The following is a 25,089-nucleotide window of genomic DNA, read 5'->3' on the forward strand; positions in this document are numbered from 1 at the left end:
AAGGGCGACGAAGATCGCTTTTCGCCGATTGCGGATGCCCGGCGATTGCGGACATGAAATGAGGACGCTAGCGACGAGCGCATGACATCGGTCCGCTCACGCTCGCCGGCGCTCGTCGCTGCCTTTCAGTCGCTTGGCCTTGCCGCTTCGCTGGTTGCGGCGACGCCTTCGGCGGCGGCCGAACAGATCATTTATGCCAATGCGACGGTAATTGATGGCACCGGTGGTCCGGCCCGCCGCGATCAGGATATCCTGATCGACGGCGAACGGATCGTGGCAATCGGCGCGCATGGCGCGCTGGCGTCGCAGGCGAGCGGCGCCCGCCGCGTCGACCTGTCAGGCCGCTTTGTGATTCCCGGGCTGATCGACAGCCACGTCCATCTCGCGACCCCGCCCAACCGCGGGCGCGCCGAAGCGATCCTGCGCCGCCAGCTCTATGGCGGGGTGACCGCAGTGCGCGACATGGCTGATGACCTGCGCGCGGTGGGCGAGCTTTCGCGCGCGTCGCTGGTCGGCGAAATACCCGCTCCCGACATCTATTATGCCGCGTTGATGGCCGGGCCATCTTTTTTTGAGGATCCCCGGGTTCTTGCGGTCAGCCGTGGTTTCACGCCGGGCACCGCACCCTGGATGCAGGCGATCGACAAAAAGACCGACCTGCGCGCGGCGGTCACCTTGGCGCGCGGCACGTCGGCGAGCGCGATCAAGATCTACGCCAACCTGCCCGCCGAGCGCGTCAGGGCGATCACTACCGAGGCACATCGCCAGAAGCTGATGATCTGGGCGCACAGCGCGGTCTTCCCTGCCCGCCCCGCCGACGTCATCGCGGCGGGCGCCGATTCGATCAGCCATGTCTGTTACCTCGGTTACGAAGCGCAGCCTGAAATGCTCGCCGCCTATCAGGACCGCACCCCTGTCGACGAGGCGCGCCTCGCGGCGATCGGCGACGATCCGGTCGTCGCCCGCCTTTTCGACGCGATGCTGAGGCGAGGCACGATCCTCGACGCGACCGGCAGCCTGTTCGTGAAATTCGAAGCCGCGCGCAAGGCCGATCCGAAAGCGAAACCGCTCCGCTGCAGCGGCGCGCAGACGATCCGCCTGACCCAGCAGGCGTGGCGGGCGGGCCTGCCGATTTCCACCGGCACCGATTTCGTCGATCCCGCCAGCAATCCCTGGCCCGAAGTCCATGCCGAGCTTCGTTATCTGGCGCACGACGTCGGCATGCCGCCGATCGCGGTCATTCATTCGGCGACGCTCGTCGGCGCGCGCGCGGCGGGCCGGGACAAGGATATGGGATCGATCGAGCCCGGAAAGCTCGCGAATTTCGTCGTGCTCGCGGCCGATCCGCTCGCGGATATCAACAATATCGAACAAATCGAAATGACGGTGAAGCGCGGCCGCGAATATCGGCGCGCCGACTATGTCGCACCGACGGCGAAGGAGCTTGGAAATGACGATTGACCGGCGCGCAATATTGGCAGGTGCGGCGGGCCTCGCCGCGACATCGTTGCTGCCTGCTGCTGCGGCGCGCGCCGCCGCGGCACCGGACAGCCGCAAATGGGTGATCGTCAATGCGCTCGGCGGGCTTGCCGATCCCAATATACGCGATGCCCCCGACCCCTTTTCGCCGCGAGTATTGGCCGAGGGGCATGCCTCTGGGATCACCGCGATCAACTGCACGCTCGGCTATGTCGCGGGTCCGGCTGATCCGTTCGAAAAGAGCGTCGCCGACGTCGCCGAGATGGACATGCTGCTGCGCCGCTATCCGCGTGACCTGATCAAGATATTGAGCGCCGCCGACATCCGCCGCGCCAAGGCCGAAAAGAAAATCGGGATCATATATGGCTTCCAGAATGGTGCGATGATGGGCAAGGATGCGGGCCGCGTCGACATCTTTGCCAACATGGGCGTGCGCATCTTCCAGCTCACCTATAATCCCGCGAACCAGCTCGGCGACGGATCGATGGCGCCGGACAATCGCGGCCTGACGCCCTTTGGGCGCGAGGTGATCGAACGTCTCAATGCGCAAAAGATGATCGTCGACCTGTCGCACAGCGGCGAGAAGACCTGCCTCGAGGCCGCGCGCGCGTCAAAGGCACCGATCTCGATCAATCACACCGGCTGCCGCGCCGTCACCGACCTGCCGCGTAACAAGACCGATGCCGAACTGCGGCTGGTTGCCGAAAAGGGTGGGTTCGTCGGCATCTATTTCATGCCATTCCTCAACATTTCGGGCCATGCCCGCGCCGAGGACGTCGTCCGCCATATCGACCATGCCGTGAACATCTGCGGCGAGGATCATGTGGGCATCGGCACCGATGGCCACATCGGCCAGATCGACGATCTTCAGGCATATGAAGCGGTACTCGCCAAGGAGATCGCCGAGCGCCGTGCGGCGGGGATCAGCGCGGTCGGCGAGCGGCCCGATACCTATCCCTTCGTCGTCGACCTGCGCGGGCCCGACCAGTTCCGGAAACTGATCGGTCTGCTCGCCGCGCGCGGATATTCGAGCAGCCGGATCGAGAAGATCATGGGGCTCAATTTCGTGCGCCACGCCGAAGGCGTGTGGGGTGGCTGAGGCAATCCGTTTCATCGACGCGGCCGAGGTCCACCGGCGGCTCGACCATGCGACATGCATCGAGCTGATGAAGGGTGCGATGATCGCGCTGGCCGAGGGACGAAGTCGGCAATTGCTGCGCGGCATCATCGACCTCGACGGCGGCGACCTGTTCGGCGTCATGCCCGGCGCACTCGACGGCGCAGGCTTCGGTGCAAAGATCATCAGCATTTTTCCCGCCGCCGCCGCTCATGGCAGCTCGCATCAGGGCGTCATCATCCTGTTCGACCGCACGAGCGGCGCGCCCGTTTGCGTGATCGACGCCAGCGAAGTCACCGCGATCCGGACCGCCGCCGCGTCGGCCGCAGCGACCGACGCACTCGCGCGCGCCGACGCCCGTCGCCTCGCGATATTGGGAACCGGCGAGCAGGCTTGGCATCACGTCGCGGCGATCCGCCATGTCCGCCCGCTGGATGACGTACGAATATGGGGCCGTTCGCCCGCAAAGGCGGCAGACCTTGTCGATCGGGTCGTCCGCGACCTGGGCCTCCCAGCGCATGTCGCAGCCTCGGTCGCCGATGCTGCGAGCGGCGCGGACGTCATCTGCACGCTGACAGGCGCCGCCGAACCAGTGCTGTTCGACGCGCAAATCGCGGATGGAACGCACATCAATGCCGTCGGCTCCAGCCGGGCCGGCCCCTCCGAAGTCGACGAAGCGCTTGTCGCGCGGGCGCGTTTCGTGCCCGACCATCGCGAAGGCGTTCTGGCACAGGGAGCCGAATATCTGCGCGCCAGCGAATCCGGACTGATCAACGAAGCGCATGTCCTGCCCGAGATCGGAAATATATTCTCGGGCACCGTGCCGGGCCGCCGCGCGGCTTCGGACGTCACCATCTATAAATCGCTGGGCTCGATCGTTCAGGACCTCGCTTGCGCGGCATGGCTCTGGAAAACGCACGGCGATTGAAAATCCGTAAGATCGCCCTGGCGCTATGCCCGCGTCGCGGAGCGCCTATTCCACCGAATAGGCTGCACGCGCCCCGGTGATGCGGTAAGGACAATCATGACGATCGAACCGACTCGCTCCGATCATGGCGCGTCCATAACCGCGAAGCCGGCCTGACCCCGCCATGGCGGACTATGTCTTCAAACCGCACGAGCGACCCACGCTTCCGGGGTCGCCCGCCAATCCCGATCATCCGACCCCACGCATGGTGCGTCATTTCCTGATCGGCTGCCTGATCGGGATCACCGGCGGGCTCGGCAATGCGCTGGTGACCGTCAACCTCAATTTCGCGCAAGGCACGCTGGGGCTCAACAGCGACGAGGCAGCATGGCTGACCGCCGCCTATTTCATGACCAATGTCACGGCGAACCTCCTGCTCGTCAAATATCGCCAGCAATTCGGGCTCCAGCCGTTCATCCGCTACACGCTCGTCGCCTATGCGGTGACGACATTGATGCACCTGTTCATCCACGATTTCTGGACCTCGGTCGCGGTGCGCGCGATGAGCGGGATCGCGGCAAGCGGCCTCTCAACGCTGACCATCCTCTATTTTTTTCAGGCGCTTCCGGCGTCGAAGCGGCTCGCCGCGGTGATGATCGGCATATGCATACCGCAGATCGCGACGCCGCTCGCGCGCGTGCTTTCGCCGGGGCTGCTCATCTGGGGCGACTGGCACAATCTCTACTGGTTCGAATTCGGGATGGCGCTGGCGACGCTCGCTGCGGTGATCGCGCAGCCCCTGCCCCCCAGCGAGCGCGAAAAAGTGTTCGAACCGCTCGACTTCCTGACCTTTGGACTGCTCGCGCCGGGATTGTGGCTATTGGTCGCGGTGCTTTCGCAGGGACGGATCCAATGGTGGACCGAACGCGCGTGGATGGGCTGGTCGCTAGCCGCCAGCGTGGCGCTGATCGCCGCGGCCATACTCGTTGAACATCATCGCAAAAACCCGCTGCTCAACACGCGTTGGCTCGGCACGCGCGAGATGCTGCGGCTCTTTGCCGTGGCATCGTCGATCCGCATTCTGCTTTCCGAACAGGCGTTCGGATCGATCGGCTTTCTTAGCACAGTGGGCCTGATCAACGACCAGCTGGTCACGCTGAACGTAATCGTCGTGTTCGCATCGATCGCCGGCCTCGCGACGGCGGTGCTGACGTTCCGCCCCGACAATCTGTCGAGGCCGATTATCATCGCGGTCGTGTTGATCGTGATCGGGTCTTTCTTGGACGCGCAGGCCAATAATCTGACGCGGCCCAGCCAATTCTATGTGAGCCAGGCCCTGATCGGCTTCGCTTCGCTGCTCTTCCTTGCGCAGGCGATGGTGATCGGCATCGCGCGGACCCTGCTCGCGGGCGGCAAGAATTTCATCAGCTTCGTCGTGCTGTTCAGCATGAGCCAAAGCATCGGCGGCCTTGCCGGTGGCACCTTGCTCGGAACGTTCCAGACCGTGCGCGAAAAATATCATTCGCACGAACTGGTCCAGAATATCGTCGCGAGCGACCCGCTCGTCGCTGCGCGGCTGGGCGCAGGCAGCCGTGTCGTTGCAGGCACAATCGGCGATCCGGCTCTACGCAGCGCAGAGGGCGCTGCACTGCTGAGCCAACAAGTCACGCGTGAGGCGCATATTCTTGCGTATAATGACGTATTCCTGCTGGTCGGGGTACTTGCGATCTTGACGACGATATGGGGCTTCTTGATCAGCCGGTCTATCCGGCGGCGAAACGAGCCATCACCGGTGATATTATTGGTGCAGCGCCTGCAGGCGCAGGCACAAGCTCAACAGGGGCAATAGGATGAGCGACGAGCCCAAGGCCAAAACGCCGAAACCGGAATCCGAAACGGCAGTCCCGCCGCCCGCCACGCCCGAAGCGGCGCCTCCCTCCGATCCGCAGGTCGACGCACAGCCGTCGGCCTGGCGGCCGCCGGACAAGACGCGCACGACCGTCATTGTCATCATCGTCGCCGCCGTGCTCGCGATCCTAGCCATCCTCTACGCGTGGGACCTGCCGCCCTTCGCCGGCAGAGCGGAGCGCACCGACAACGCCTATGTCCGCGGGCGCGTGACGATCATCAGCCCGCAGGTCAGCGGCTATGTCACGCGTGTGCCGGTTCAGGATTTCGCCGAGGTCAAAGCGGGGCAGATTCTCGCGACGATCGACGATCGCATCTATCGTGCACGTGTCGCGCAGGCTGAGGCGAACGTGGCAGCGCAGCAGGCCGCGCTCGCCAATTCGGCGCAGGCGCAGCGCTCTCGCGAGGTTGCAACCGACAGCCAGAATGCCGGTATCGCCAACGCGCAAGCGCAACTCGCCAAGGCCGACGCCGACATGCGCCGCGCGCGCGCGCTCGTCGCCGACGGATCGATTTCGACCCGCGAATTCGATCAGACGCGTGCGGCGCTGCTCGCGGCGCAAGCGGCGTTGCAGCAGGCGCGCGCGAGCCGCGCAATCGGAACACAGGACGTCCGCACCGTCGTCGTCGGACGCGCCGGGCTGGAAGCCGCTGTCGAATCGGCGAAAGCACAGCTTCGCCTCGCGCAGATCGATCTCGACAACACGATCATCCGCGCCCCCGCCGACGGCCAGCTCTCCGAAGTCGGGGTGCGTGTCGGTGCCTATGTCACCGCCGGCACGCAATTGCTGTCGGTCGTCCCGCATCATGTCTGGGTCATCGCGAACTTCAAGGAAGCGCAGACGGGCGGCATGGCGATCGGCCAGCGGGCGCGGTTCAGCGTCGACGCGTTGGGCGGTGCCGAGATGACCGGGCGGATCGAGAATCTGTCGCCGGCGGCCGGCTCTGAATTCGCCGTCCTCAAGGCCGACAATGCCACCGGCAATTTCGTCAAGGTCGCGCAGCGTATCGCGGTAAGAATCAAGATCGACGACAAGCAACCGCTTGCAAGGCGGCTGCGGCCCGGCATGTCGGTCGAGGTTCGTATCGACACGCGCGGCGGATCGAAGCGATGAAGCGCGCCCGGCTCACGCTGGCAGCGGCGATTATGGCGGGGCTCACCGCCTGCGCCGGACCGAACGTCGCGACAACCAGCGTGGCGCCGGTCGACCCGCCGGTAACCTGGCGAACCGACGCCAATCCCGCTGCTCCGCTGCAACGCGACTGGTGGCAGTCGTTCGGCGATGCGACGCTCACTGCGCTGGTCGACAAGGCGCTATCCAACAACAGCGACATCGGCGTCGCGGCAGCGCGCGTGCGCGAAGCACGCGCCAATTTCGCGCTCGCTCGGGCGCAAACTCTGCCCACGATCGACGCGGCGATCAGCGGCGGACGCTCACGCTCGGTCAACCCGTTCGGCCAGCCCGCAGAACAGAATTTCGCGCAGCCGCAAATCCAGGTGGCCTATGAAGTCGATCTGTTCGGCCGCCTCGCCGATCAGAAGTCGGCCGCACGCGATTCATGGTTTGCGAGCGAAGCCGCCCATGATGCCGTGCAGTTGTCGATCGCCGCCGCGGTGGCTAGCAACTATGTCACGCTGCGCGGCCTCGATGCGCGGCTGGAGGTTGCGCGCGAAACGGTGCGCGCGCGATCGGAATCGCTGCGGATTGCCAAATCTCGCGTCGGGCGCGGCTATTCGCCCAAGCTTGAACTTCAGCAGGCGCAGGCCGAATATGATGCGACGGCCCAGATCGTGCCGCAAATCGAACTCGCCATTGCACGGACCGAGGATGGTTTGAGCGTGCTGGTCGGCGACACGCCTCGGGCAATTGATCGGGGCACGTCTCTCGACCGTCTCACCGTCCCGGCAGTCCCCGAAGGCCTGCCATCCGAATTGCTGCGTCGCCGTCCCGACGTCGCGCAAGCAGAGTATCAGCTCGCAGCTTCGGACAAGAACCTCGCCGCGGCACGCAAGCGCTTCCTGCCCCAAGTCCGCCTGACCTCGGCAGCCGGTGCAGCCTTTTCGACGCTGATCGGCGACCCGATTTCGATCTGGTCGGTTGGCGGCAGCATCCTTGCCCCGATCTTTCAGGGCGGCAGGTTGACAGCGCAGGCCGAAGTCGCGGGTGCGCAGCGCGACCAGGCGGCCTTCGCCTATCGCCGTACGGCGCTGACCGCATTTCGCGAGGTCGAGGATGCACTCGCTGCCGTCACGCTGATCGACGCGCAGATCGCGCTCGCCCGTTCGCAACGCGACGCGCTGGCCGAGGGATTGCGGCTCGCGACCAATCGGTATCGCGAAGGCTATTCGCCCTATCTCGAACAGCTCGACGCCCAGCGCGGACTGCTTGGCGCCGAGCTATCGTTGATCCAGCTTCGCGCCGATGCGCTCTCGGCGCGTGTTCAGCTTTTTCAGGCGATGGGTGGCGGCTGGACGACCTGCGAAGTTCCTGAAGCATGCGCCTCCGTCCCTTGACGCTCCGGTAGAGTCGAACCCCAAACCCCGTTAGCCGCGACTTGCCCGTTCCGGCAGCGCTGTGGAGCCACGCCTCAGACCACAGTCGGACCCTTTGCGGGCCGATGAAGCTGGCGGCTAAGCGAAATTCCGATTTGAAACATGGTTTTTTGGGTAAAATCTCCCTAAATCATGGGGATATCGAGCCGAATCGCGGTGCACTCGATCGAATAATTTTCCATAATTGAAAATTATGTCTTGATCGGGGTTGATTTTTCAAAAAAATCCGACTTTATAGAAAATCGCAAACCCGAGGACCGCAGGCGCCTCAGGGTAAAACATAAGCGAACACCGGACCGCTTAACTGCCGTCCGCAGGCGAAGGGGATAATTATGAAATTCGTTCGATCCGGCTGGTATGCGGGCACCGCACTGTCGATGATGGTCAGTTTGAACCCGGCATATGCGCAGTCAAATGACGCGGCGACCGACGTCGTTTCGAACGAGGAAATCGTGGTCAGCGGCTCCCGCATTCAGCGCGAGGGCTTTGACGCCCCGACCCCGACGACGGTGATCGGCGAAGCCGAACTGGCCCTCGGCAACCGTCCCAGCATTGCGCAGGTATTGAACGACGCCCCCCAGTTTCGCGCCACTTCGACACCCTCGACGACGCCCGGCAACACCAGCAGCGGCGTCTCGACCGCCGACATGCGCGGCCTTGGATCGGTACGCACCCTCACCCTGCTCAACGGCCACCGCTTTGCCGGCGCCAACGACCTCAACATCGTGCCGCAAAGTCTGGTCAAGCGCATCGACGTCGTCACCGGCGGCGCATCGGCCGCCTGGGGCTCCGGCGCGGTTGCTGGCGTCGTCAACATCATCCTCGACGATGACTTCAACGGCTGGCGGATGGGCGTGCAGTCCGGCATCTCGTCGCGCGGCGACGCCGCACGCTATGGCGCCGACATCGCATGGGGCACGGATTTCGCGGGCGGTCGCGGTCACTTCATGGTGGCGGGCGAATATATGAACGAGCGCGGCGCGCTCAGCCGCGACGATCGGCCCAATCTTGAGGCCGGCCTGTTCCAGCGCGCCGACAACAAGCTCGAACTGGTACGCGACCCGAATTCGACGCAGCTTTACAATGGCGGCTCGATCCTCACCCTCACCGGCGCTCCGCGCAATCTGGTGTTCAACCCCGATGGCAATATCAGCGCCTTCCCGCTCGGCAGCGTCACAAACGGCGTCACGACCATCGGCGGCGGCGGCCAGAACATCTTTGACTATGTGGCAGTCAGCACCCCCTACGAACGCGTCAATGCTTTCGCCCGCGCCAGCTATGACATCACCGACACGCTGAAAATCTGGGCGAACTTCAGCTATCACCGTATGTCGGCGAACTATAGCTTCTTCCCCGAGACCCCAGCGGTCGTCATCATGCCCGACAATGCGTTCCTGACGCAGGCGAACCGTAATCAGCTCGCCGCTGCGGGGGTCGCCGGTCCGTTCCTGCTGGGGCGCGTCATGGACGACGTCGGCGCCGACGGGGTGATGAAGTTCAAGTACAGCCGCCGCAATCTGGAAGGTGCGATCGGGCTCGATGGCAGCTTCGGCGACGGCTGGAAATATGACGCCTATTACAACCATGGCGAAATCCGGCTCGATCAGCAGCTCAACAACCAGCGGATCAAATCGCGCTTCACCAATGGCGTCGATGCCGTCCTTGTGAATGGCACGCCGACGTGCCGCATCAACGCCGATGCCTCGACAACCAACAACGACCCCAATTGCGTCCCGATCAACCTGTTCGGCAATGGCAGCATTTCGGACGCCGCAGCCGCCTGGGCGTTTGGCGGTTCGCAGCTTATCTACACGATCAAGCTCGACGCTGCGGGCGCCAGCGTTTCGGGTCAGCCCTTCTCGACCTGGGCCGGCCCCGTCGACATCGCTTTCGGTACCGACTTCCGCTGGGAAAAGCAGGTCACCAACTATGTCGACCCGCTGTCGCTCGCCAACGCGCTCGGCACGCTCAACTCGTCGGCGACGAACGGCAGCTTCAACGTCAAGGAAGCCTTCGCCGAAGTGAACGTCCCGCTGCTCGACATCACCGACACGCTGAAGCTCGAAGTCAACGGCGCTGCCCGCTATTCGGATTACAGCACCAGCGGCGGGATCTGGTCGTGGAAGACAGGCGGCACGCTGCGCGTCGCAAACGACCTTCTGCTGCGCGCCGTATATTCGCGCGATATCCGTTCGCCCAGCATCACCGAATATTTCCTCAACCGCTCGACCAACATCGGTACGGTCTTCGACCCGTTCCAGGGTCAGAACGGCACGGTGCAGAATAATGTGGTCGTCTATGGCGGCGGCAACAAACTCCTGACACCCGAGATTTCGCATACGCTGACGCTCGGCGGATCCTATTCGCCATCCTTCGCTCGCGGCCTGCGCCTGTCGGTGGATTATTATGACATCGACATCGACAATGTGATCACGACCGTCACGGCGAACGACCTGCTCAAACAATGCTTCGTCGCTGCGCCGAACGACCCCACCTGCGGCGGCATCATCGTCCGCGAAGCAAATGGGACGATCGGATCGATCACGAACGGCTATCGCAATCTGGCCAATTACCGCACGCAGGGCCTGGATATCGAGGCGTCGTACCGCGTGCCGCTGGGCGATGGGACCCTGTCGTTCCGCGCACTGGCCAACCATGTCTTCAACCTGAAGATCAACGGCGCGGACGTGTCGGGCTATGTCGGCGGCGACACCGCCTTCTCCACCCCCAAATGGCGCGGCACGGGCACGATCGCCTTTGATAACGACAGCTTCGGCGCGAACCTGCGCGTCCGCTATGTCGACGGCGGGCTCGACCGCCCGCTGACTGTCGTGAACGGTGTTCCGGTGGAGATCGTGAACAACAAGGTAGGCAGCCGCACCTATGTCGATCTGGGCGTCCAGTTCAAGGCCGGCCCCTTCACCCTGTTCGGCAACGTCAACAATCTGTTCGACCGCGATCCGCCGATCACGCCCTATACCAGTCCCAACTTCGACGTGATCGGCCGCTATATTTCGGGCGGCGTGAAGCTGAACTTCTAAACCTCATACCCAGATAGTCCCGGGGGCAGCGGTATCGACGATACCGCTGCCTTTTTTTTGCGGCGATGGGGTGAAGCCGTTAAAGCGACAAAAGCACCGCATACACGCATCGGTTTTGTGTCCTTTGTGGCTTTAAGGCCAACTTTTGCCATCCCGAGCCGGCTGGATCCGGGATCGGGTCAGCGCAAGGGCCGCGCAATATTCCAAAGTTCAGGAAAGTTCAGCCCTATGAGCGCCCCGATTTGGAAGTCGCGGAGTGCTGAATATGCGCAGCACTTCCGATCATGGTCTCACCCGCAAGCAGGCAGCGACCGCTTTTTGTTCACTGAATGAAAGAGCCAGATGAGGGCTGGCACAGCCGGATAATGTAGGAAAGACCTTTTTGGAGGCGATGTTTGTTTTGGGGTGCACATCCCTATCGCCAACTCCCGCTCGTTACCCACCTTCCGTCATCCCGGGCTTGACCCGGGATCCCGCTTTTCTTGCGCATCGACCGGCTTGGACCTCAAGCGGGACCCCGGATCAAGTCCGGGGTGACGAAGTGTAGTATCCTCCCTGTCGCGCAGCGATGGGGAGGTGGCAGCGCGCAGCGCTGACGGAGGGGCTTCTAGCGCGATGTCGCGGCCCCTCTACCACCGCTTCGCGGCGGTCCCCCTCCCCACGGCTGCGCCGCAGGGAGGCACTTAAGGTCAGCTACCGGTCGCTTTGAGCTCCGCCCTTTCTCCGTTCGTGTCGAGCGAAGTCGAGACGCCCATCGACGAAACGCCCAGCCCGATGGGCATCTCGACTTCGCTCGATGCGAACGGTTTAGATTGGGTGGAGTGTCCGCTCCCGGTCGATAGCAGCCTACCGTCATCACGGCTCGGGCCATACCAGCGCGACGGTTGCATTATGGATCGCGTGCGACGTGACGCGGACAAAAAACCTCCCCGTCGCGCGGCGACGGGGAGGTGACAGGGTGGAGCGCCGATGGAGAGGCTCGGCCGGGCCTACCCCCCATTCAAGCTATGCCGTCAGTAATTCACGGTCATCGAGATCAGGCCAAAGGTCCATGCGACATAGAGCGGCATGATTGCCGCGAAGAGCAGTAAAAGCGCCCAAAGGGTGCGGAACCAGCCGCGCTTTTCCTGGCGGACGAGGCGGAGGTTCCACGCCGCGAGAAGCGTGCCGCCGACGAGGACGACCAAGCCCGCGATCTGGAGGAACCACAGCCACGGGTCATAGGATGGCAGCGCCTTTAGCTTCGACATGCTGATCACCCACGCGGCGACCAGCGCGAGCACCAGTCCCGAAGCCACGCGGACGCCGCGATAGATACGCAGCGAACGGCGTTCGAGCGTCAGCGGCGCCTTGTAATGACGGCGGATCAACGCCGAGACCGGCCATTGAAGCAGGGTGAGGAGCAGGATGCCGAGGCTGACGTACATCGCGGGCATGATCCATGCCGCCGATTTCGACGCTGGCGCGCGGTCGAACACCATGAAGGGCGAGATGCCGTCAATGCTCCAGCGCACGGCCTTGCCATCGACGACCTGCGCAGCGAGCCGGCCGTGCCCGTCGACATTGTGCCAGACGAACGGCGCGGTCTCGACCCACTTCGCGGGCTTGCCGTTGAGGTCGCGCCCGGCGGGGACAATGAGTTCGCCCTTGGGACCGACGCTGATCTTCACCTGTCCTAGGAGCGAGGCGATCGCATAGAAATTCGTCTCCGCGCGGCGGCTGTTCAGCCAGTTTCCGGCGAGCATCCTCGCATGTTCGGCCGAGGTTTTCGCATCGATCCGCGTGGCAGGCATTTCGTTGCCGGGAAGATAGCGATCGGCGAAATCCTCGAACAAAGCGCGGCGCACGGGGCCGACCGACGCTTGCTCGCCCGTCGCGTTGAACGACATATAGATGCCGACATTTTCGTTCGTGAACAGGTGGAGCGCGGTGTGGAACAACTGCGTGTCGCCCAGATGCGCGATCACCTGGCGCCCGTTGATGTTGGTTTCGAAAAAGCCGAGTTCCATCCGATTGAGCGGCGGCAGGATCGTCAGCGGCGTGTCGTGCATCATCCGCGCGGTTTCAGGCTTCATCAGCCCCGCGCCCTGGTTCAGATGCGCGATCATGAATTTCGCCATGTCGGCGCCGGTCGAAGAGAGGCCGCCCGCAGGTGACGGTCCGACGATCTCGAACTTCGAGGGGCCAGCGGAAAGCTGACGATATCCCGTCGCCATCCACGGCGCGAACGCCTTGGGTAAGGGCTGACGAAAGGTCGACTGCGCCATGCCGAGCGGCTGGAAGATGCGCTGCTCGACATAATCGTCGAACGACATCTTGGTCACGCGCTCGACAATATAGCCGGCGAGCGCGGTGCCATAGTTCGAATAGGAAGGCGTCGTGCCCGGCGTATAGATGCGGTTCGGAATGCCGCCCTTCACATAGTCACCGAGCGAGATCTGGAACTTCTTGTCCTCGAACATGGTGAGCTTGCCATGTTCCTCGAACCCTGCGGTGTGCGTCATCAACTGGCGCATCGTCGCGGGCTTGCCATCCTTCAGGGGAATCTTGAAATCAAGGTAGGTGTTGACGTCCTTGTCGAGGTCGATCTTGCCGGCCTCCACCTGCTGCATCACCGCGGTCCAGGTGAACAGCTTCGACACCGAACCGGGGCGAAACAGGGTGCGCGCGGGATCGACCGGGGTGCGCTTGGCCGCGTCGGCATAGCCGAACCCGCGCTGCGTCAGCACTTGCCCGTCCTTGACCACGACGATCACCGCGCCTGCAAGATCACCGCGCTTGAGCGCGAAGGGGACGAAGCCGTCGAGCCAGCTATCGACATCCTGTTTCGTCAGTGTTGCCGATGGCGCGAGCGGAGTCTGGGCTGGCGGCGCAAGCTTCTGCGCCTCGGCCGCCGGTTTGGGCGCGATTGCGGGCGCTAGCGGCGTTGCGGGCTTCGAAGCCGCCGTGCCGAGCATCATGACGAGCGGAAGCAGCGCGAATAATTTGACCGAGCGCATCGTCACTCTCCCGCCGCCCGAACGACCGCACCACGCGCCATGACGAAGCCCATGGTTTCAAGGCTGCGCACGTCGGTCAGCGGATCGCCCTTCACCGCGACGATGTCGGCTGACTTGCCGGCGGCAAGCGTACCGATTTCGGCTTCGAGCCCGGCATGCGTTGCCGCCCAGACGGTCGCGGATTTGATCGTCTCCAGCGGGGTCAGCCCAGCCTTCACCATCAGCGCGAATTCACGGGCATTCTCGCCGTGCTTCGACACCGCGCTGTCGGTTCCGAACGCGATGCGGACGCCGCCCTGATGCGCGCGGCGCAGCGCGTCGACCATCAGCGGGCCGACGGTGCGCGCCTTGGCCCGGACCGCTGCCGGCATCCATTCGGCTTCCTCGGCCTGCCGCGCAACGGTGTCGCCGGCCAGCAGGGTGGGAACAAGATAGCTTCCCTTCGCCTTGAACAGCCGGATCGATTCCGCGTCGAGATAGGTACCATGTTCGACCGAATCGACGCCGGCGCGCAGAGCGGCGTTAACGCCGTCGGTGCCGTGGGCATGCGCCGCGACCTTGCGGCCCAGACGATGCGCGGTGTCGACGATCGCGATCAGTTCGGCGTCGCTCATCTGCTGGCCGAGCCCGGCCGCGGTGTTCGACATCACGCCGCCGGTCGAGGCGGTCTTGATGACATCGGCGCCCTGCTGCACCGCAAGCCGCACCGCGCGCGCGCAGTCGTCGGCGCCCGAACAGAGTGTCGGCGAGCGGAACAGGTCGATGATTTCCTGACGATAGCCGTGAACGTCGCCGTGTCCGCCGTGCGCCGCGACGCCGCCCGCGGCGATGATGCGCGGCCCGACGACCTTGCCCGTGGCGGTCGCATCGCGCAGCGCGTTGATCGCCTGCGGATCGGCGCCGAGGTCGACGACGGTCGTGAACCCGGCGCGCACGGTCCGTTTGGCAAAGACGACGCCGTCGAATGCCTGATCGACCGTCGATTTGGTCACCGCGTCGAGGCGGCTCGTCGCGCTCGATTCAAAGGTCAGGTGGACGTGGCTGTCGATGAAGCCCGGCATGACAAATTGGTCGCGAAGGTCGACGACCTTGCCCTCGCCGACGAAGCCGTCGCGGATTGCAGCGATCTTGCCGCCTTCGACGACGATCGTCTTGTTCGTTTCGACCCGGCCGCTCGCCGGGTCGGCAAGCAGGCGGCCGGCATGGATGTAAGTCGCGGTCGATTCTTGCGCTACGGCCGGCTGGATCAGCGCGACCAATGCCAAACCGGCAAATATTGTCTTTTTCATTGTGCCTCTCCCTGTCCCTTTATCATTCAGCCGACTTCGCGGCCCCAGATCGCCTCGCCGCACCATGCGTTGCCGTCCACATATTCGATCGAGGGCTTGCGATCGTCCGCAAGGAAGATGGGCCCATCGAGATCGACGATGTCGCAGAGCTGTCCGACGATGAACGCAGGCGCCATCGCAAGGCTGGACCCGACCATATTGCCGACCATCACGCCCAGCCCGAGTTCGCGGGCGCGTTTGGCGATGGCGAGGCCCTCGGTCAGTCCGCCGCATTTATCTAGCTTGATATTCACGACGTCGAAGCGGCCGACCAGCCCGTCGATATCGCCAAGCGTCAGCGCGCTCTCGTCCGCCGCGATCGGGATTGGGCACTGATAGCCGGTAAGGTCGGCTTCGCGTCCGCGCGCCAGCGGCTGTTCGAGCAGTTTGACGTCGGCGGCGACCAGCGCCGCGACGAGCGCGTCGAGATCGCCGATCGCGAATCCTTGGTTGGCATCGACCCCGATCCAGCATTCGGGGCGCGCCGCACGCACCGCCTGTACGCGGGCGATATCAACGTCGAGATCGCCGGTGAGCTTGAGCTTTAGCGCGCGCGCCTGTGCATAATGGCGCGCACCCGCAGCCATCACCTCGGGATCGTCGGCGCCGAGCGTGAAGGTCGTGCGGAGCGGGCGCGGTTCGGTGAGGCCGGCGAGTTCCCAGACGGGAACGCCGTTGCGCCGGGCTTCCAATTCCCATAGCGCGCAGTCGAGGGCATTGCGGGCGCCGCCGGCGGGAAGCAGCGCCTGCAACTGCTCGCGCGTCACACCGGCCTCGACCGCGCCGCGCACGCTTTCGATGGCGGCCGTCATCGCGGGCACGTCGTCGCCGAGATAATAGACCCCCGACGCCTCGCCGCGCCCGCTATGTTCGCCGTCCGAAAGCGTGACGAGCACGACCGGCGTGTCGGTGAAGACATGCCCCGAGATACGGAACGGCTTGGCGAGCGGGAGCGATTCAATCGCGAGATCGAGCGAGAGGGGAGCGTTGGTCGTCATCGAAATTGTCCTTCAGTCGTTCAAGGCGCAGGAGCAGCGGGCGCGAGTGCCGCCGCGATCTGCGACAAATATTTATTCCAGTCGAATGCCTGCCCCTCGGGCGTCCAGCCGAGGCGGACGATCACGGCATCTTGCGACGGGATCGCGGCGACGATCTGGAAACTATGGCCGCGCGCCATGACGGTGTCTTCGGGCAGGTCCGGGTAGAGCTTCCGGTGTTCGCCGTCAGCTTCGGCATGATTCAGCCAAAGCTGCGCGCCATAGACGGGGCGCGGCGCGGCTTTGGTCGGCGCGACCGCGAAATCGAGCCATTCCCTGGAGAGCAGTTGCTTGCCCCCGGCCCGGCCCATGTTGAGATGCAGCAGCCCATAGCGCGCCCAGTCGCGCGCGGTGGCATAGGCGTAGGAGCTGCCGACCTGCACGCCGGCTTCGTCGGGTTCGATCAGCGCACTGGTCATGCCAGTCGGCTCGAACAGTCGCTTCTGCGCAAAGCGCGTCATGCCCTCCAGCGTCCCGCCGGTCGCCTGAAACACGATGCGCGACAAGATGTTGGTCGTGCCCGACGAATAGCTCCAGTTCGTGCCGGGCTCATGCTGCAACGGCTTCGCCGCCGCCATCGCGCCCATGTCCCCTGCCTCGAACAGCATTTTGATCGAGTCATTGCCGGGGACATAGCTTTCGGAAAAGGTCAGGCCGCTCGACATCGTCAGCAACTGGCGCAGCGTGATCTTCGCCCGCGGATCGCCCTCGCCTTGCCATTCGGGGACGGGTGCGGGTTCGTCGAGCTTGAGCACGCCGTCATCGACCAACATGCCGACCAGCGTTCCCATGATGCTCTTCGACGCCGACCAGCCGAGCAGTTCAGTGTTCCGGTCGAACCCCGGCGCATAGCGTTCGGCGACGATCGCCCCGCCCTGCACGACGACGATCGCGCGCGTGTCGGGATAGCCGCCCTTATTCTGTTCGTCGAAGGCGGCGCTCACCGCCTTGTCGAGCGCGACGCGGTTGAGTTTCGCCTCGGCCGCGGCTTGAAGCTTGGCCACCGGAGCATCGCCGATCGGCCAAGGCTTCGCGGCGTTCCCGCGTGTCGGCTTAAGCTTCGCCGCCTGCGCGTCTAGCGTCGCCGCCGAAACATCGCCCGTCAGCAGCGTGCAACCGGCAACGGGCCGGAACAGCGCGGTGCGCGTCGCTGCGCCCGGCGCCGATGCGGTAACGGTCCGCGCGTTGCGGTCGACCGTCAGCGTCACCGCCGTCATGAACGGCGCGAACGCATGGATGTCGTCGCGCAGAACATCGGCCTCCGCGCGCTCGGCGACGAAGATGCTGGCGCACGCAATTTGTGCCGACACAGCGGTGCCAAGGTCTTCGGGCTTCGAAATCGCCGGGGCGCCGGCAAGGGCCGGCGCCGCGACGACCAGTCCCAGACCGGTGAGGCAGAGGCTCGAAATTTTCCGGGGCATATGCTCAGACGCCGCAGCTATGCCGCAGCACTGAGCCCGCCTTGGCCCCGGTATGCTTGCCGTTCGCGATCGTGACGACGCCGTTGACGATCACCGTTTCGATCCCCGTCGGCGATGCCGTGGGCTTTTCCCAGCTTGCAACGTCATCCAGTTTGTCTAGGTCGAACACGACGATATCGGCGCGCATTCCGTCGCGGATCAGCCCGCGATCGGTCAGCCCCATGCGCTGCGCCGGCCAGCCGGTCATCTTGCGCACCGCATCCTCCAGCGACAGGATCGGGCGGCGCTTCACATATTCGGCGATGGTGCGCGGGAAAGTGCCATAGGCGCGCGGGTGCGGCAGGCCGAGCGCGTCCATCTCGCCCGCCTTTTCGGAAGCCGCCGCATCGCTGCCGATGCTCACCCACGGCTGCTTGATCGCGGTTTCGATGTCCTGCTCGCTCATCATGAAATAGAGCGCGACCGAGCGGTTCGGCAGACCTTCGAGCAGGATATCCCACGCTACGTCGGCCGGGTCGCGGTTCAGCGCCTTGCCGATCTCGGCGAGGCTCTTGCCGTGATAGGGCCGGTATTTGTCGCTGAAACCGTTGGCGAGGCGCACATTGGCGAAGCCACCCGAAGCGTGGACGAGGTTCGACCAGCCGGGCATCGAGCCCGCGGCGACTTCCTTCTTCATCCGCTCGCGCACCTTGGGATCGCGCAGCCGCTCGATCCCCTTCTGCACCCCGTCGGCCCACACCCAGCTCGGCGCGATGATCTCGAGCCCCGTGCCGCCCGCCGTATAGGGATAAAGATCCGCCGCGACATCGACGCCGCGCGCGCGCGCCGCGTTGATCGTCGCCACCGCCTGCGGCATCAGCTTGCCCCAGCCGGGAGCATAGGCAGCTTTCAGGTGGAAGATTTCGACCTTCACCCCGCCCTTTTCGCCGATCTCGATCGCTTCCTCGATCGCCTTGACGAGGCCTTCGCTCTCGTCGCGCATGTGGGTCGCGTAGAAGCCGTCGCACTGGGCCGCCACCTTCGCGAGGGTGACGAGGTCCGACGTCGTCTGGAAGCTGCTCGGCGGATAGATGAGCGCGCTGGTGATGCCGAACGCACCATTTTGCATCGCGATCTTGACCTCGCGGCCCATCGCCTCAAGCTGCGCGGGAGTCGGCGATCCGGCGCCGTCGCCCATCACCTTCACACGCGCCTGCGTCGCCGAATAATAGGTGCCGTAGTTGACCGAAATGCCCTGCTTTTCGAGCTGGCTGAAATGCGCCGGAATCTCCGCCGCCTCGGCGGGCGGACCGCCTTCGCCGGCGATTACCGTGGTCACGCCCATCAGCAGCTTGTTCTCAGCCGCGCCGTTCTTGACAAGAACACGCCCCGACTGGTCCATCATATCGATGAAGCCGGGCGAGACATAGCGGCCCTTTGCGTCGATTTCCTTGGTACCGCGTCCCGTAACGCGGCCGATCCTCACAACGCGGCCGTCCTTGACCGCGACATCGGCGCTGACCCAGGGGCTCCCCGCGCCGTCGAGCACGCGGCCGCCACGGATCACGATGTCATATTCGGGCGCCGGCGTGTTCGCAGCGAGCAGCAACGGCAGCATCGACATGGCACCTAAGAGGATCTTACGCTTCATCTTCATTCTCCCTGCCGGCAGCCGTGGGGGCTGACGGTTTTTGCTTTCATTTCTTGACGGCGGCCTGCGCATCAGCGCGCACTTCGTCCACGACCTCTCGGACCGCGGCGATCACGACTTCGGGGCGATCGACCTGGATATAGTGGGTCGCGTCGGGCACGATCTGCTGGCGGCCGCGGGTCGAAAATGCCGCCTGCTCGGTATGGAGCGTCTTCCATTCCTGCTTGAAGCGTCCGCCCTCTTCAGCCTTCAGTCCCAGGCCTTTAAGCTGATCGGGCTTCATCGGCGCCATCGCCGTGAGCACGATCAACGGCCGGTTTCCGAAACTGTGAACCTTGCGCGCCTGATCCATCGTGCGATCGAAGCCATCGAGTTCGGAGGCCGAACCCCGTATCGAAGTACTGGCATAGGCAGCCGATTTGGTCAGCGCGTCGCCGAGTCTCTTGGTTTCGGCCTCTGTCCGCATCTTGGGCTTTTCGCCGCGCGCAATGACGAAGCGGACGATGCCGGTCCACGCCAATGCCTTCGCCGTGTGGATCAGCGTCGATGCGCGCTTGGGATGAACGTCGATGCTCACGACTTTCCCGAGCCGCGCGATCTGGTCGGGGTGCGACGGATCGACCATCACCAGCCCGGCGACCTGTTCGCCATATTTGCCCACATATGTCCGCGTGTAGGGGCCGCCGATCGAGTGCCCGACGAGCACCAGCGGATCGGATATTCCGGCGCCCTTGAGCAGCTTGTGCAGATCCTCGGTCACCGCCGCGGCGTCCTGCGGCGTGTCCTTGGGATCGCTCCACATGATGCCCGCGCGGTCATAGGCGCAGGTGCGCGTGAAGCTGGCTATCTCGTCGTGAACCAGAGTCCAGTCGGTCGTCCCGCCGGTGCCGAGGCCCGATTCCAGGATGACCGTCGGCGATCCGGTGCCGCGGCAATCGATGTGCATCTTGCGCCCGCCGATGTCGACGAGCTTTCCGGGCGGCGGATAGTTCGCCGCGGCATTCTTGCGCCCCAGCGCCTCATAGATCGAACCCACGACAATGAGCAGGATCAACAAAGTGAGCAGGCCCAGCAAGATGCGCTTCATCCAGCGCCGAAACCGCGCCCAGCCGGTCACTTTTGTCACGTCACATTCCCCTGCACGGCGGGTTGAAGTTCTTGTTTCTGGCTGCGAACCAGCCGGTACAGGCCGACCGTCAGCAACGGTGCGACATAGACGGCGAGGAATATCCAGGACAGAAAGCGGTAGCCGCTGGCGATCAGCGTCACGAGCCCGAAGCGATCGGCAAGGAACATGCAGCCGATCAGCAGCGCTGCGGCGATGCCCGCCCGCGCGCGCTTGCCAAGCGGTGCGCCTCCGCGCGAACGGCGTGCTGCGTCGACACGCTCGTTGATCGCATGCACCGAGCCCGCACCGCTCTCGAGCAAAGCGGCAAAAATCATGAACTGGAACAGCAGGTGGAACAGCGGCATTTCGAGTTGCCGCAGCATGAAATCCGACGGCAAGGTCTCATCCATAATGCCCGGATAGAAAGCGATCATGGCAACGAAGAAGAGGATGGCGGGCGCCATCGCGAGCGGACCCGCGATCAGGCCCGAGACCACCGCATCGCGCTGGCTGGTCAGATGGCGGATCACCGGCAGGATCACCACCGCGCCGATGACGTTATATCCGGTATAGGTCAGCCCGCCGAGGATCCAGCCGTCCGACGGTGCCGGAATGGCAAAACGCGCCGAGATCGCATCGCCGAAACTGCTCAGCGCAAAGACCATGAACAGCGCGTAGACGCCGTAGAGCAGGAAGGAGACATATTTGAACAGCCCCTCGACCGACGCGTTGCCGAAGGTCACGAACAGCGCGATCGATCCAGCGAGAAATGCCGTCCCCGCAAGCGGCGGCCAGCCGAAGATCGACGCGCCAATCTCGCCCGCCGCGGCGCCGAACACCGCAAGCACGAGCGTCACCAGGAGGACATAGCCGACCTCGAACAGGATCCAGCCGCGACCCAGAAGCCCTTCAAAAAAGCTGCGGTAGTCGAACGCCCCCATCACCCGCGCGAGCGAGAAGGTCGCGGCGCAGATGACGCTCCAGAGCAGCATGGCGAGCAGCATGGCGGCCAATCCGCCCCACGGCCCGCTCGGCAGGAAAAACTCCGCAAGCTCGCGCCCGGTGGCGTATCCACCACCGATGACGACCGCCTTGAACGCGAAACCCGGCAACAGGAAGCGCTGGAACCAAGAGGATCCCGCCGCCGCTGCCGGGGTAGCCGCTGCGCTCATGCGAGGCAGCTATCCACCAGACGGGCGAAGGCTTCACCGCCGCGGATCGGGTCGGCGACCGGCAATCCCAGCCGCTCGCTTTCGGCCGCCATCAATGCGACGGCCTCTTCCTCGCCCAGGTGCGAGGTGTTGTACGAAACACCCGCACAGCGGATCGCGGGGTTGGTCCGTGCACCCAGCCGCAGGTTGAGATCGATCGTCTCCTCGACACTCGGCAAGCGGTAGCCCGGAGAACCCAATATCTCTTCGCGGCCGGGTTCGTGACATACGATGATGACGTCGGGCTGGCTGCCATGCAGCAGGCCCAGCGATACCGCCGCATAGGCAGGGTGAAACAGTGATCCCTGCCCTTCGACGACATCCCAGTGATCGTCCGCCGCGTCGGGGCTCACAGTCTCCGCCGCACCGGCCTCGAAATCCGAAACCACCGCGTCCATCGGCACGCCGCCGCCGGCGATCATGATGCCCGTCTGCCCGGTCGCGCGAAAATCGGCGTCGACGCCGCGCTCGGCGAAAGCGCGCGCAAGCGCCAGGGCCGTATATTTCTTGCCCAGCGCGCAGTCGGTTCCGACCGTGAGCAATCGCTTGCCGCTCCGCTTGCGGCCGGTGCCGACCGGGAGATTCTTGGGCGGATGGCGTACGTCGATCAGTTGGCGACCGAGACGCTCTGCCCGCGCGGCGAGTTCGGGCATATCGGCCAGCCGCATGTGCATGCCGCTGACGATATCGAGCCCCGCCTCAAGCGCTTCGAAAAGAGCCGGCATCCAGCTTTCGGGAATTACGCCGCCGCTGTTCGCGACGCCGATGAGCAGCGAGCGTGCGCCGCGTGCTTTCGCGTCAGCCGGTGCAAGTTGCTCCAGCCCTGCGCTGACCGTCGCACCCGGCAAGGCATATTCGCCGACGCATTTCTCGGGCGCCCAGTCACGAAGACCGAAAGCGGTCTTCGCATAACCGCGGATCGTCGTGTCGCCGAGGAACAGCAGATAGGGCTGCGGAAGCTGCAAGGCACCGCCAGCGACATCGAGGGAAGTTTGAATGTTCACGTCTCTCACCAAATTCCGGAGTGGCGCTGAATCGGCCGCCTTCGCGACATTGATCCTGCGATAACTCCTGTTGACCTGTTTGGGACATTATTTTCAAATTTTGATAATTGCAATATGATTGGAGAACTTTTCTTTGCCGGCAGGCGGGACCGCTATGCCGGTCGCCCCCGCTGCCCCGGTCAGAAGTGGGTTCCAAAGCCGATCAGGTGGAAGCCTGCGCCAATCCACAGGAGCACGACGGCGCTAATCAACAGGAGCAGGCTCCAGAATTTGGCGAACCGACCGCGCTTGCCCGTCCAGACGTGCCGGACATTCCAGAGCGCGCTCACAAGGAGGCCGAGGAATATGATCGGCGTCACGACCTGGAGCGTGATCAGTGCCCAGTCCAACTCGCCGCTGAGCGACGAAAAGTCCCTGAGCAGCGTGGAAACGAACAGGATCCACGCAACCATTACCGTCACGGCCAGCGCCGCGAAGCCGCGGGTCAGCCGGTAGCTTTTGAGCGCGGCAGACGGCAGATCGGCTTTCACGCCATAATAGCGACGGGCGAGCGCCGAGACAGGCCAGGCTATCGCAGTGAGCAGCAGCACGCCGAGGCTGGCGAGCATCGCCGGCGTGAGCCAGGCGGCCGACAGATACCAGGGCACCCGATCGAACGCGATGTAGGGCGACGCCGAATCGACGCTGAAGCGAACGACGCGGCCATTTTCGACCTTGGCGGCGAGGCGCATCCTGCCGCCGGCCTCGCGCCACACGAACGGCGCGATTTCGACCCATTTGCGCGGTTGACCACCGATACCCGGCACCGCGTTAAGCCGGATGCCGCCGTCGCGATCGAGCGAGACCTTCGTCTGCCCGGCCAGCTCCATCGCCTTTAGGAAGCTCGTTTCCAGTCGACGGGTCTTGTTGTAAGTGCCCACCATCATGCGCGCATGTTCGCGCGCGGTCGCGGCATCGACCCGGCCGTCGCGCTGTTCGAACGGGAAATAGCGATCGGCGAACGCCTCGAACAAATAGCTGCGGATAGGGCCCGACACATTCTGCGTGCCCGCGGCATTCATCGACATATAGATGCCGACATTTTCCTCGGGGAAAATCCAGAGCTGGCTGTGGAAATTGGGGCTGTCGCCAGCGTGCGACAACGCCCTGCGACCGTTGATATTCTGCTCATAGAAACCGAGCGCCATGCCGTTGAGCGGCGGGATCAGCCGCAGGATCGTATCGTGCATTTGTGCCGCGGTTGCCGGTTTCATGAGCGGTCCGCCCTTGCCCAGATGCGCGATCATGAAGCGCCCCATGTCGGCGCCCGATGCGGTCATCGCGCCCGATGGCGCGAGGCTGCTGAGCTCGAACGGCCCCGGCTTGCCCGATCCCAGCATATAGCCGCTCGCCATCAAGGGCTGCAGTCGCCCGGGAAGCGGCTGGCGGAAAGTCGATCGCGTCATGCCCGTGGGCGCAAAAATGTGGCGCTCGACATAATCATTATAGGGGAGCCCCGACACCCGCTCAACGATATAGCCCGCCAGCGAGGTGCCGTAGTTCGAATAGGCCGGCGTCGTTCCGGGCGCGTAAATGCGGTACGGCACCTGGCGCTTGAGTGCATCGCCGAGCGACGGAATCTTCTTCGGATCATAGCTGTTGAGCCCGCGCTGCACCTCGTCGAAGCCCCCGGTGTGCGTCATCAGGTTGCGCATCGTGACCGGCTTGCCGCCGAAGGGCGGAATCCTGAAATCGAGATAGGTGTTGATGTCGCGGTCGAGATCGATCTTGCCCTGCTCGACGAGCTGCATCACCGCGGTCCATGTGATCAGCTTCGACACCGAGGCCTGGCGGAAGAGCGTGGTTTCGGGATCGACGCGCCGCCGCGTGCCGACGTCGGCATAGCCGAAGCCCCGCTGCGTCAGCACCTTGCCGTCCTTGACGACCACCACGACCGCGCCGGCCGCGTCGCCACGCAACAGGGCATAGGGCATATAGCCGTCGAGCCAGGCGTCGACGTCGCTCTTGACCATCGCGGGGACGGGCAACGGACCTGGGCCGCGCAGCTTCGTCTGCGGTTTCGTGGCCGTTTGTGCTGCGGACGGGCTCACGGCTGGCGCCATCACCCCAACCAGCATCGCCGCAACCAGCATCGCGCAAGACCGTATCAACCGCATTCGTCCTCCCCTTTCGACTAGGCCACTCGCCAGGCCCTGACATCGAAGTTTCACTTTTTGAAATATTTTCAATTCTTGATATAGGCATCCTGAACGGAAATTTGTCAATGGCAGACGCGACCGCGCAGCCGCGGCACTGCTGCGCGAACAAATTTCAGAACGACGGATTTTTTCAGAAGCGGCGGTGCG

General features: G+C 64.2%; 16 protein-coding genes. 7 read left to right on the forward strand and 9 right to left on the reverse strand.

Translation table 11 applies throughout. The features are described 5' to 3' along the window. The first annotated feature begins 81 nt into the window (after nt 1–81). From SC1_RS13110 to SC1_RS13140, 7 genes are all read left to right on the forward strand, one after another. Complete coding sequence (locus SC1_RS13110) at nt 82–1,461, forward strand: amidohydrolase family protein (RefSeq protein ID WP_062182382.1); 1,380 nt, start codon at nt 82–84, stop codon at nt 1,459–1,461. Beyond that, a complete protein-coding gene (locus SC1_RS13115; RefSeq protein WP_062182384.1) occupies nt 1,451–2,578 on the forward strand; it encodes a dipeptidase in 1,128 nt (375 codons plus the stop codon). Before SC1_RS13110 ends, SC1_RS13115 begins: the two co-directional genes overlap by 11 nt. After that, entirely contained in the window at nt 2,571–3,524 is a 954-nt protein-coding gene (locus SC1_RS13120; RefSeq protein ID WP_238586687.1) for an ornithine cyclodeaminase family protein, read from the forward strand. Before SC1_RS13115 ends, SC1_RS13120 begins: the two co-directional genes overlap by 8 nt. 163 nt (nt 3,525–3,687) lie before the next feature. Continuing rightward, a complete protein-coding gene (locus SC1_RS13125; RefSeq protein ID WP_062182387.1) occupies nt 3,688–5,352 on the forward strand; it encodes an MFS transporter in 1,665 nt (554 codons plus the stop codon). Nucleotide 5,353: 1 nt separating this feature from the next. After that, nucleotides 5,354–6,526: an HlyD family secretion protein gene (locus SC1_RS13130; RefSeq protein ID WP_062182390.1), complete on the forward strand. Its 1,173-nt coding sequence runs from the start codon at nt 5,354–5,356 to the stop codon at nt 6,524–6,526. Next, a complete protein-coding gene (locus tag SC1_RS13135; RefSeq protein WP_062182393.1) occupies nt 6,523–7,926 on the forward strand; it encodes an efflux transporter outer membrane subunit in 1,404 nt (467 codons plus the stop codon). Before SC1_RS13130 ends, SC1_RS13135 begins: the two co-directional genes overlap by 4 nt. Nucleotides 7,927–8,297: 371 nt before the next feature. Continuing rightward, nucleotides 8,298–11,006, forward strand: a complete 2,709-nt coding sequence (locus SC1_RS13140; RefSeq protein ID WP_062182396.1) for a TonB-dependent siderophore receptor — start codon at nt 8,298–8,300, stop codon at nt 11,004–11,006. Between the two features lie 1,013 nt (nt 11,007–12,019). Here SC1_RS13140 and SC1_RS13145 read toward each other — a convergent pair. The 9 genes from SC1_RS13145 to SC1_RS13185 form a co-directional block, all read right to left on the reverse strand. Continuing rightward, nucleotides 12,020–14,005, reverse strand: coding sequence for a serine hydrolase (locus tag SC1_RS13145; protein ID WP_062182399.1), 1,986 nt, complete (start codon nt 14,003–14,005; stop codon nt 12,020–12,022). 2 nt (nt 14,006–14,007) lie between these two features. Next, complete coding sequence (locus SC1_RS13150) at nt 14,008–15,294, reverse strand: amidohydrolase family protein (RefSeq protein ID WP_062182403.1); 1,287 nt, start codon at nt 15,292–15,294, stop codon at nt 14,008–14,010. A 26-nt stretch (nt 15,295–15,320) separates the two neighbouring features. Further along, a complete protein-coding gene (locus SC1_RS13155; protein ID WP_062182406.1) occupies nt 15,321–16,331 on the reverse strand; it encodes a dipeptide epimerase in 1,011 nt (336 codons plus the stop codon). A gap of 20 nt (nt 16,332–16,351) precedes the next feature. Beyond that, nucleotides 16,352–17,791, reverse strand: coding sequence for a serine hydrolase (locus SC1_RS13160; RefSeq protein ID WP_062182409.1), 1,440 nt, complete (start codon nt 17,789–17,791; stop codon nt 16,352–16,354). A 4-nt stretch (nt 17,792–17,795) separates the two neighbouring features. Next, nucleotides 17,796–19,421 (reverse strand): amidohydrolase family protein, encoded by a 1,626-nt coding sequence (locus tag SC1_RS13165; protein WP_062184139.1) that lies wholly within the window; start codon nt 19,419–19,421, stop codon nt 17,796–17,798. A 46-nt stretch (nt 19,422–19,467) separates the two neighbouring features. Next, nucleotides 19,468–20,547: an alpha/beta fold hydrolase gene (locus SC1_RS13170; RefSeq protein ID WP_062182412.1), complete on the reverse strand. Its 1,080-nt coding sequence runs from the start codon at nt 20,545–20,547 to the stop codon at nt 19,468–19,470. Next, on the reverse strand, nt 20,544–21,701 hold the full coding sequence (locus SC1_RS13175) for a hypothetical protein (RefSeq protein WP_062182415.1): 1,158 nt from the start codon (nt 21,699–21,701) through the stop codon (nt 20,544–20,546). The genes SC1_RS13170 and SC1_RS13175 overlap by 4 nt, the downstream gene beginning before the upstream one ends. Next, nucleotides 21,698–22,744 carry a DUF1611 domain-containing protein gene (locus SC1_RS13180; RefSeq protein ID WP_238586688.1) on the reverse strand — a complete coding sequence of 349 codons (1,047 nt, stop codon included), beginning with the start codon at nt 22,742–22,744 and terminating at the stop codon, nt 21,698–21,700. Before SC1_RS13180 ends, SC1_RS13175 begins: the two co-directional genes overlap by 4 nt. Before the next feature lie 179 nt (nt 22,745–22,923). Further along, complete coding sequence (locus tag SC1_RS13185; protein WP_238586689.1) at nt 22,924–24,900, reverse strand: serine hydrolase; 1,977 nt, start codon at nt 24,898–24,900, stop codon at nt 22,924–22,926. Nucleotides 24,901–25,089: the final 189 nt, after the last annotated feature.

The organism is Sphingopyxis sp. C-1, assembly GCF_001047015.1.
Lineage (GTDB): Bacteria > Pseudomonadota > Alphaproteobacteria > Sphingomonadales > Sphingomonadaceae > Sphingopyxis.

Bases quoted from the DNA above. Each gene is read 5' to 3' on its own strand.
- SC1_RS13150 (WP_062182403.1), bottom strand. From the start codon at position 15,294: ATGAAAAAGACAATATTTGCCGGTTTGGCATTGGTCGCGCTGATCCAG.
- SC1_RS13155 (WP_062182406.1), bottom strand. From the start codon at position 16,331: ATGACGACCAACGCTCCCCTCTCGCTCGATCTCGCGATTGAATCGCTC.
- SC1_RS13135 (WP_062182393.1), top strand. From the start codon at position 6,523: ATGAAGCGCGCCCGGCTCACGCTGGCAGCGGCGATTATGGCGGGGCTC.
- SC1_RS13160 (WP_062182409.1), bottom strand. From the start codon at position 17,791: ATGCCCCGGAAAATTTCGAGCCTCTGCCTCACCGGTCTGGGACTGGTC.
- SC1_RS13130 (WP_062182390.1), top strand. From the start codon at position 5,354: ATGAGCGACGAGCCCAAGGCCAAAACGCCGAAACCGGAATCCGAAACG.
- SC1_RS13125 (WP_062182387.1), top strand. From the start codon at position 3,688: ATGGCGGACTATGTCTTCAAACCGCACGAGCGACCCACGCTTCCGGGG.
- SC1_RS13110 (WP_062182382.1), top strand. From the start codon at position 82: ATGACATCGGTCCGCTCACGCTCGCCGGCGCTCGTCGCTGCCTTTCAG.
- SC1_RS13140 (WP_062182396.1), top strand. From the start codon at position 8,298: ATGAAATTCGTTCGATCCGGCTGGTATGCGGGCACCGCACTGTCGATG.
- SC1_RS13185 (WP_238586689.1), bottom strand. From the start codon at position 24,900: ATGCGGTTGATACGGTCTTGCGCGATGCTGGTTGCGGCGATGCTGGTT.
- SC1_RS13115 (WP_062182384.1), top strand. From the start codon at position 1,451: ATGACGATTGACCGGCGCGCAATATTGGCAGGTGCGGCGGGCCTCGCC.
- SC1_RS13175 (WP_062182415.1), bottom strand. From the start codon at position 21,701: ATGAGCGCAGCGGCTACCCCGGCAGCGGCGGCGGGATCCTCTTGGTTC.
- SC1_RS13165 (WP_062184139.1), bottom strand. From the start codon at position 19,421: ATGAAGCGTAAGATCCTCTTAGGTGCCATGTCGATGCTGCCGTTGCTG.
- SC1_RS13145 (WP_062182399.1), bottom strand. From the start codon at position 14,005: ATGCGCTCGGTCAAATTATTCGCGCTGCTTCCGCTCGTCATGATGCTC.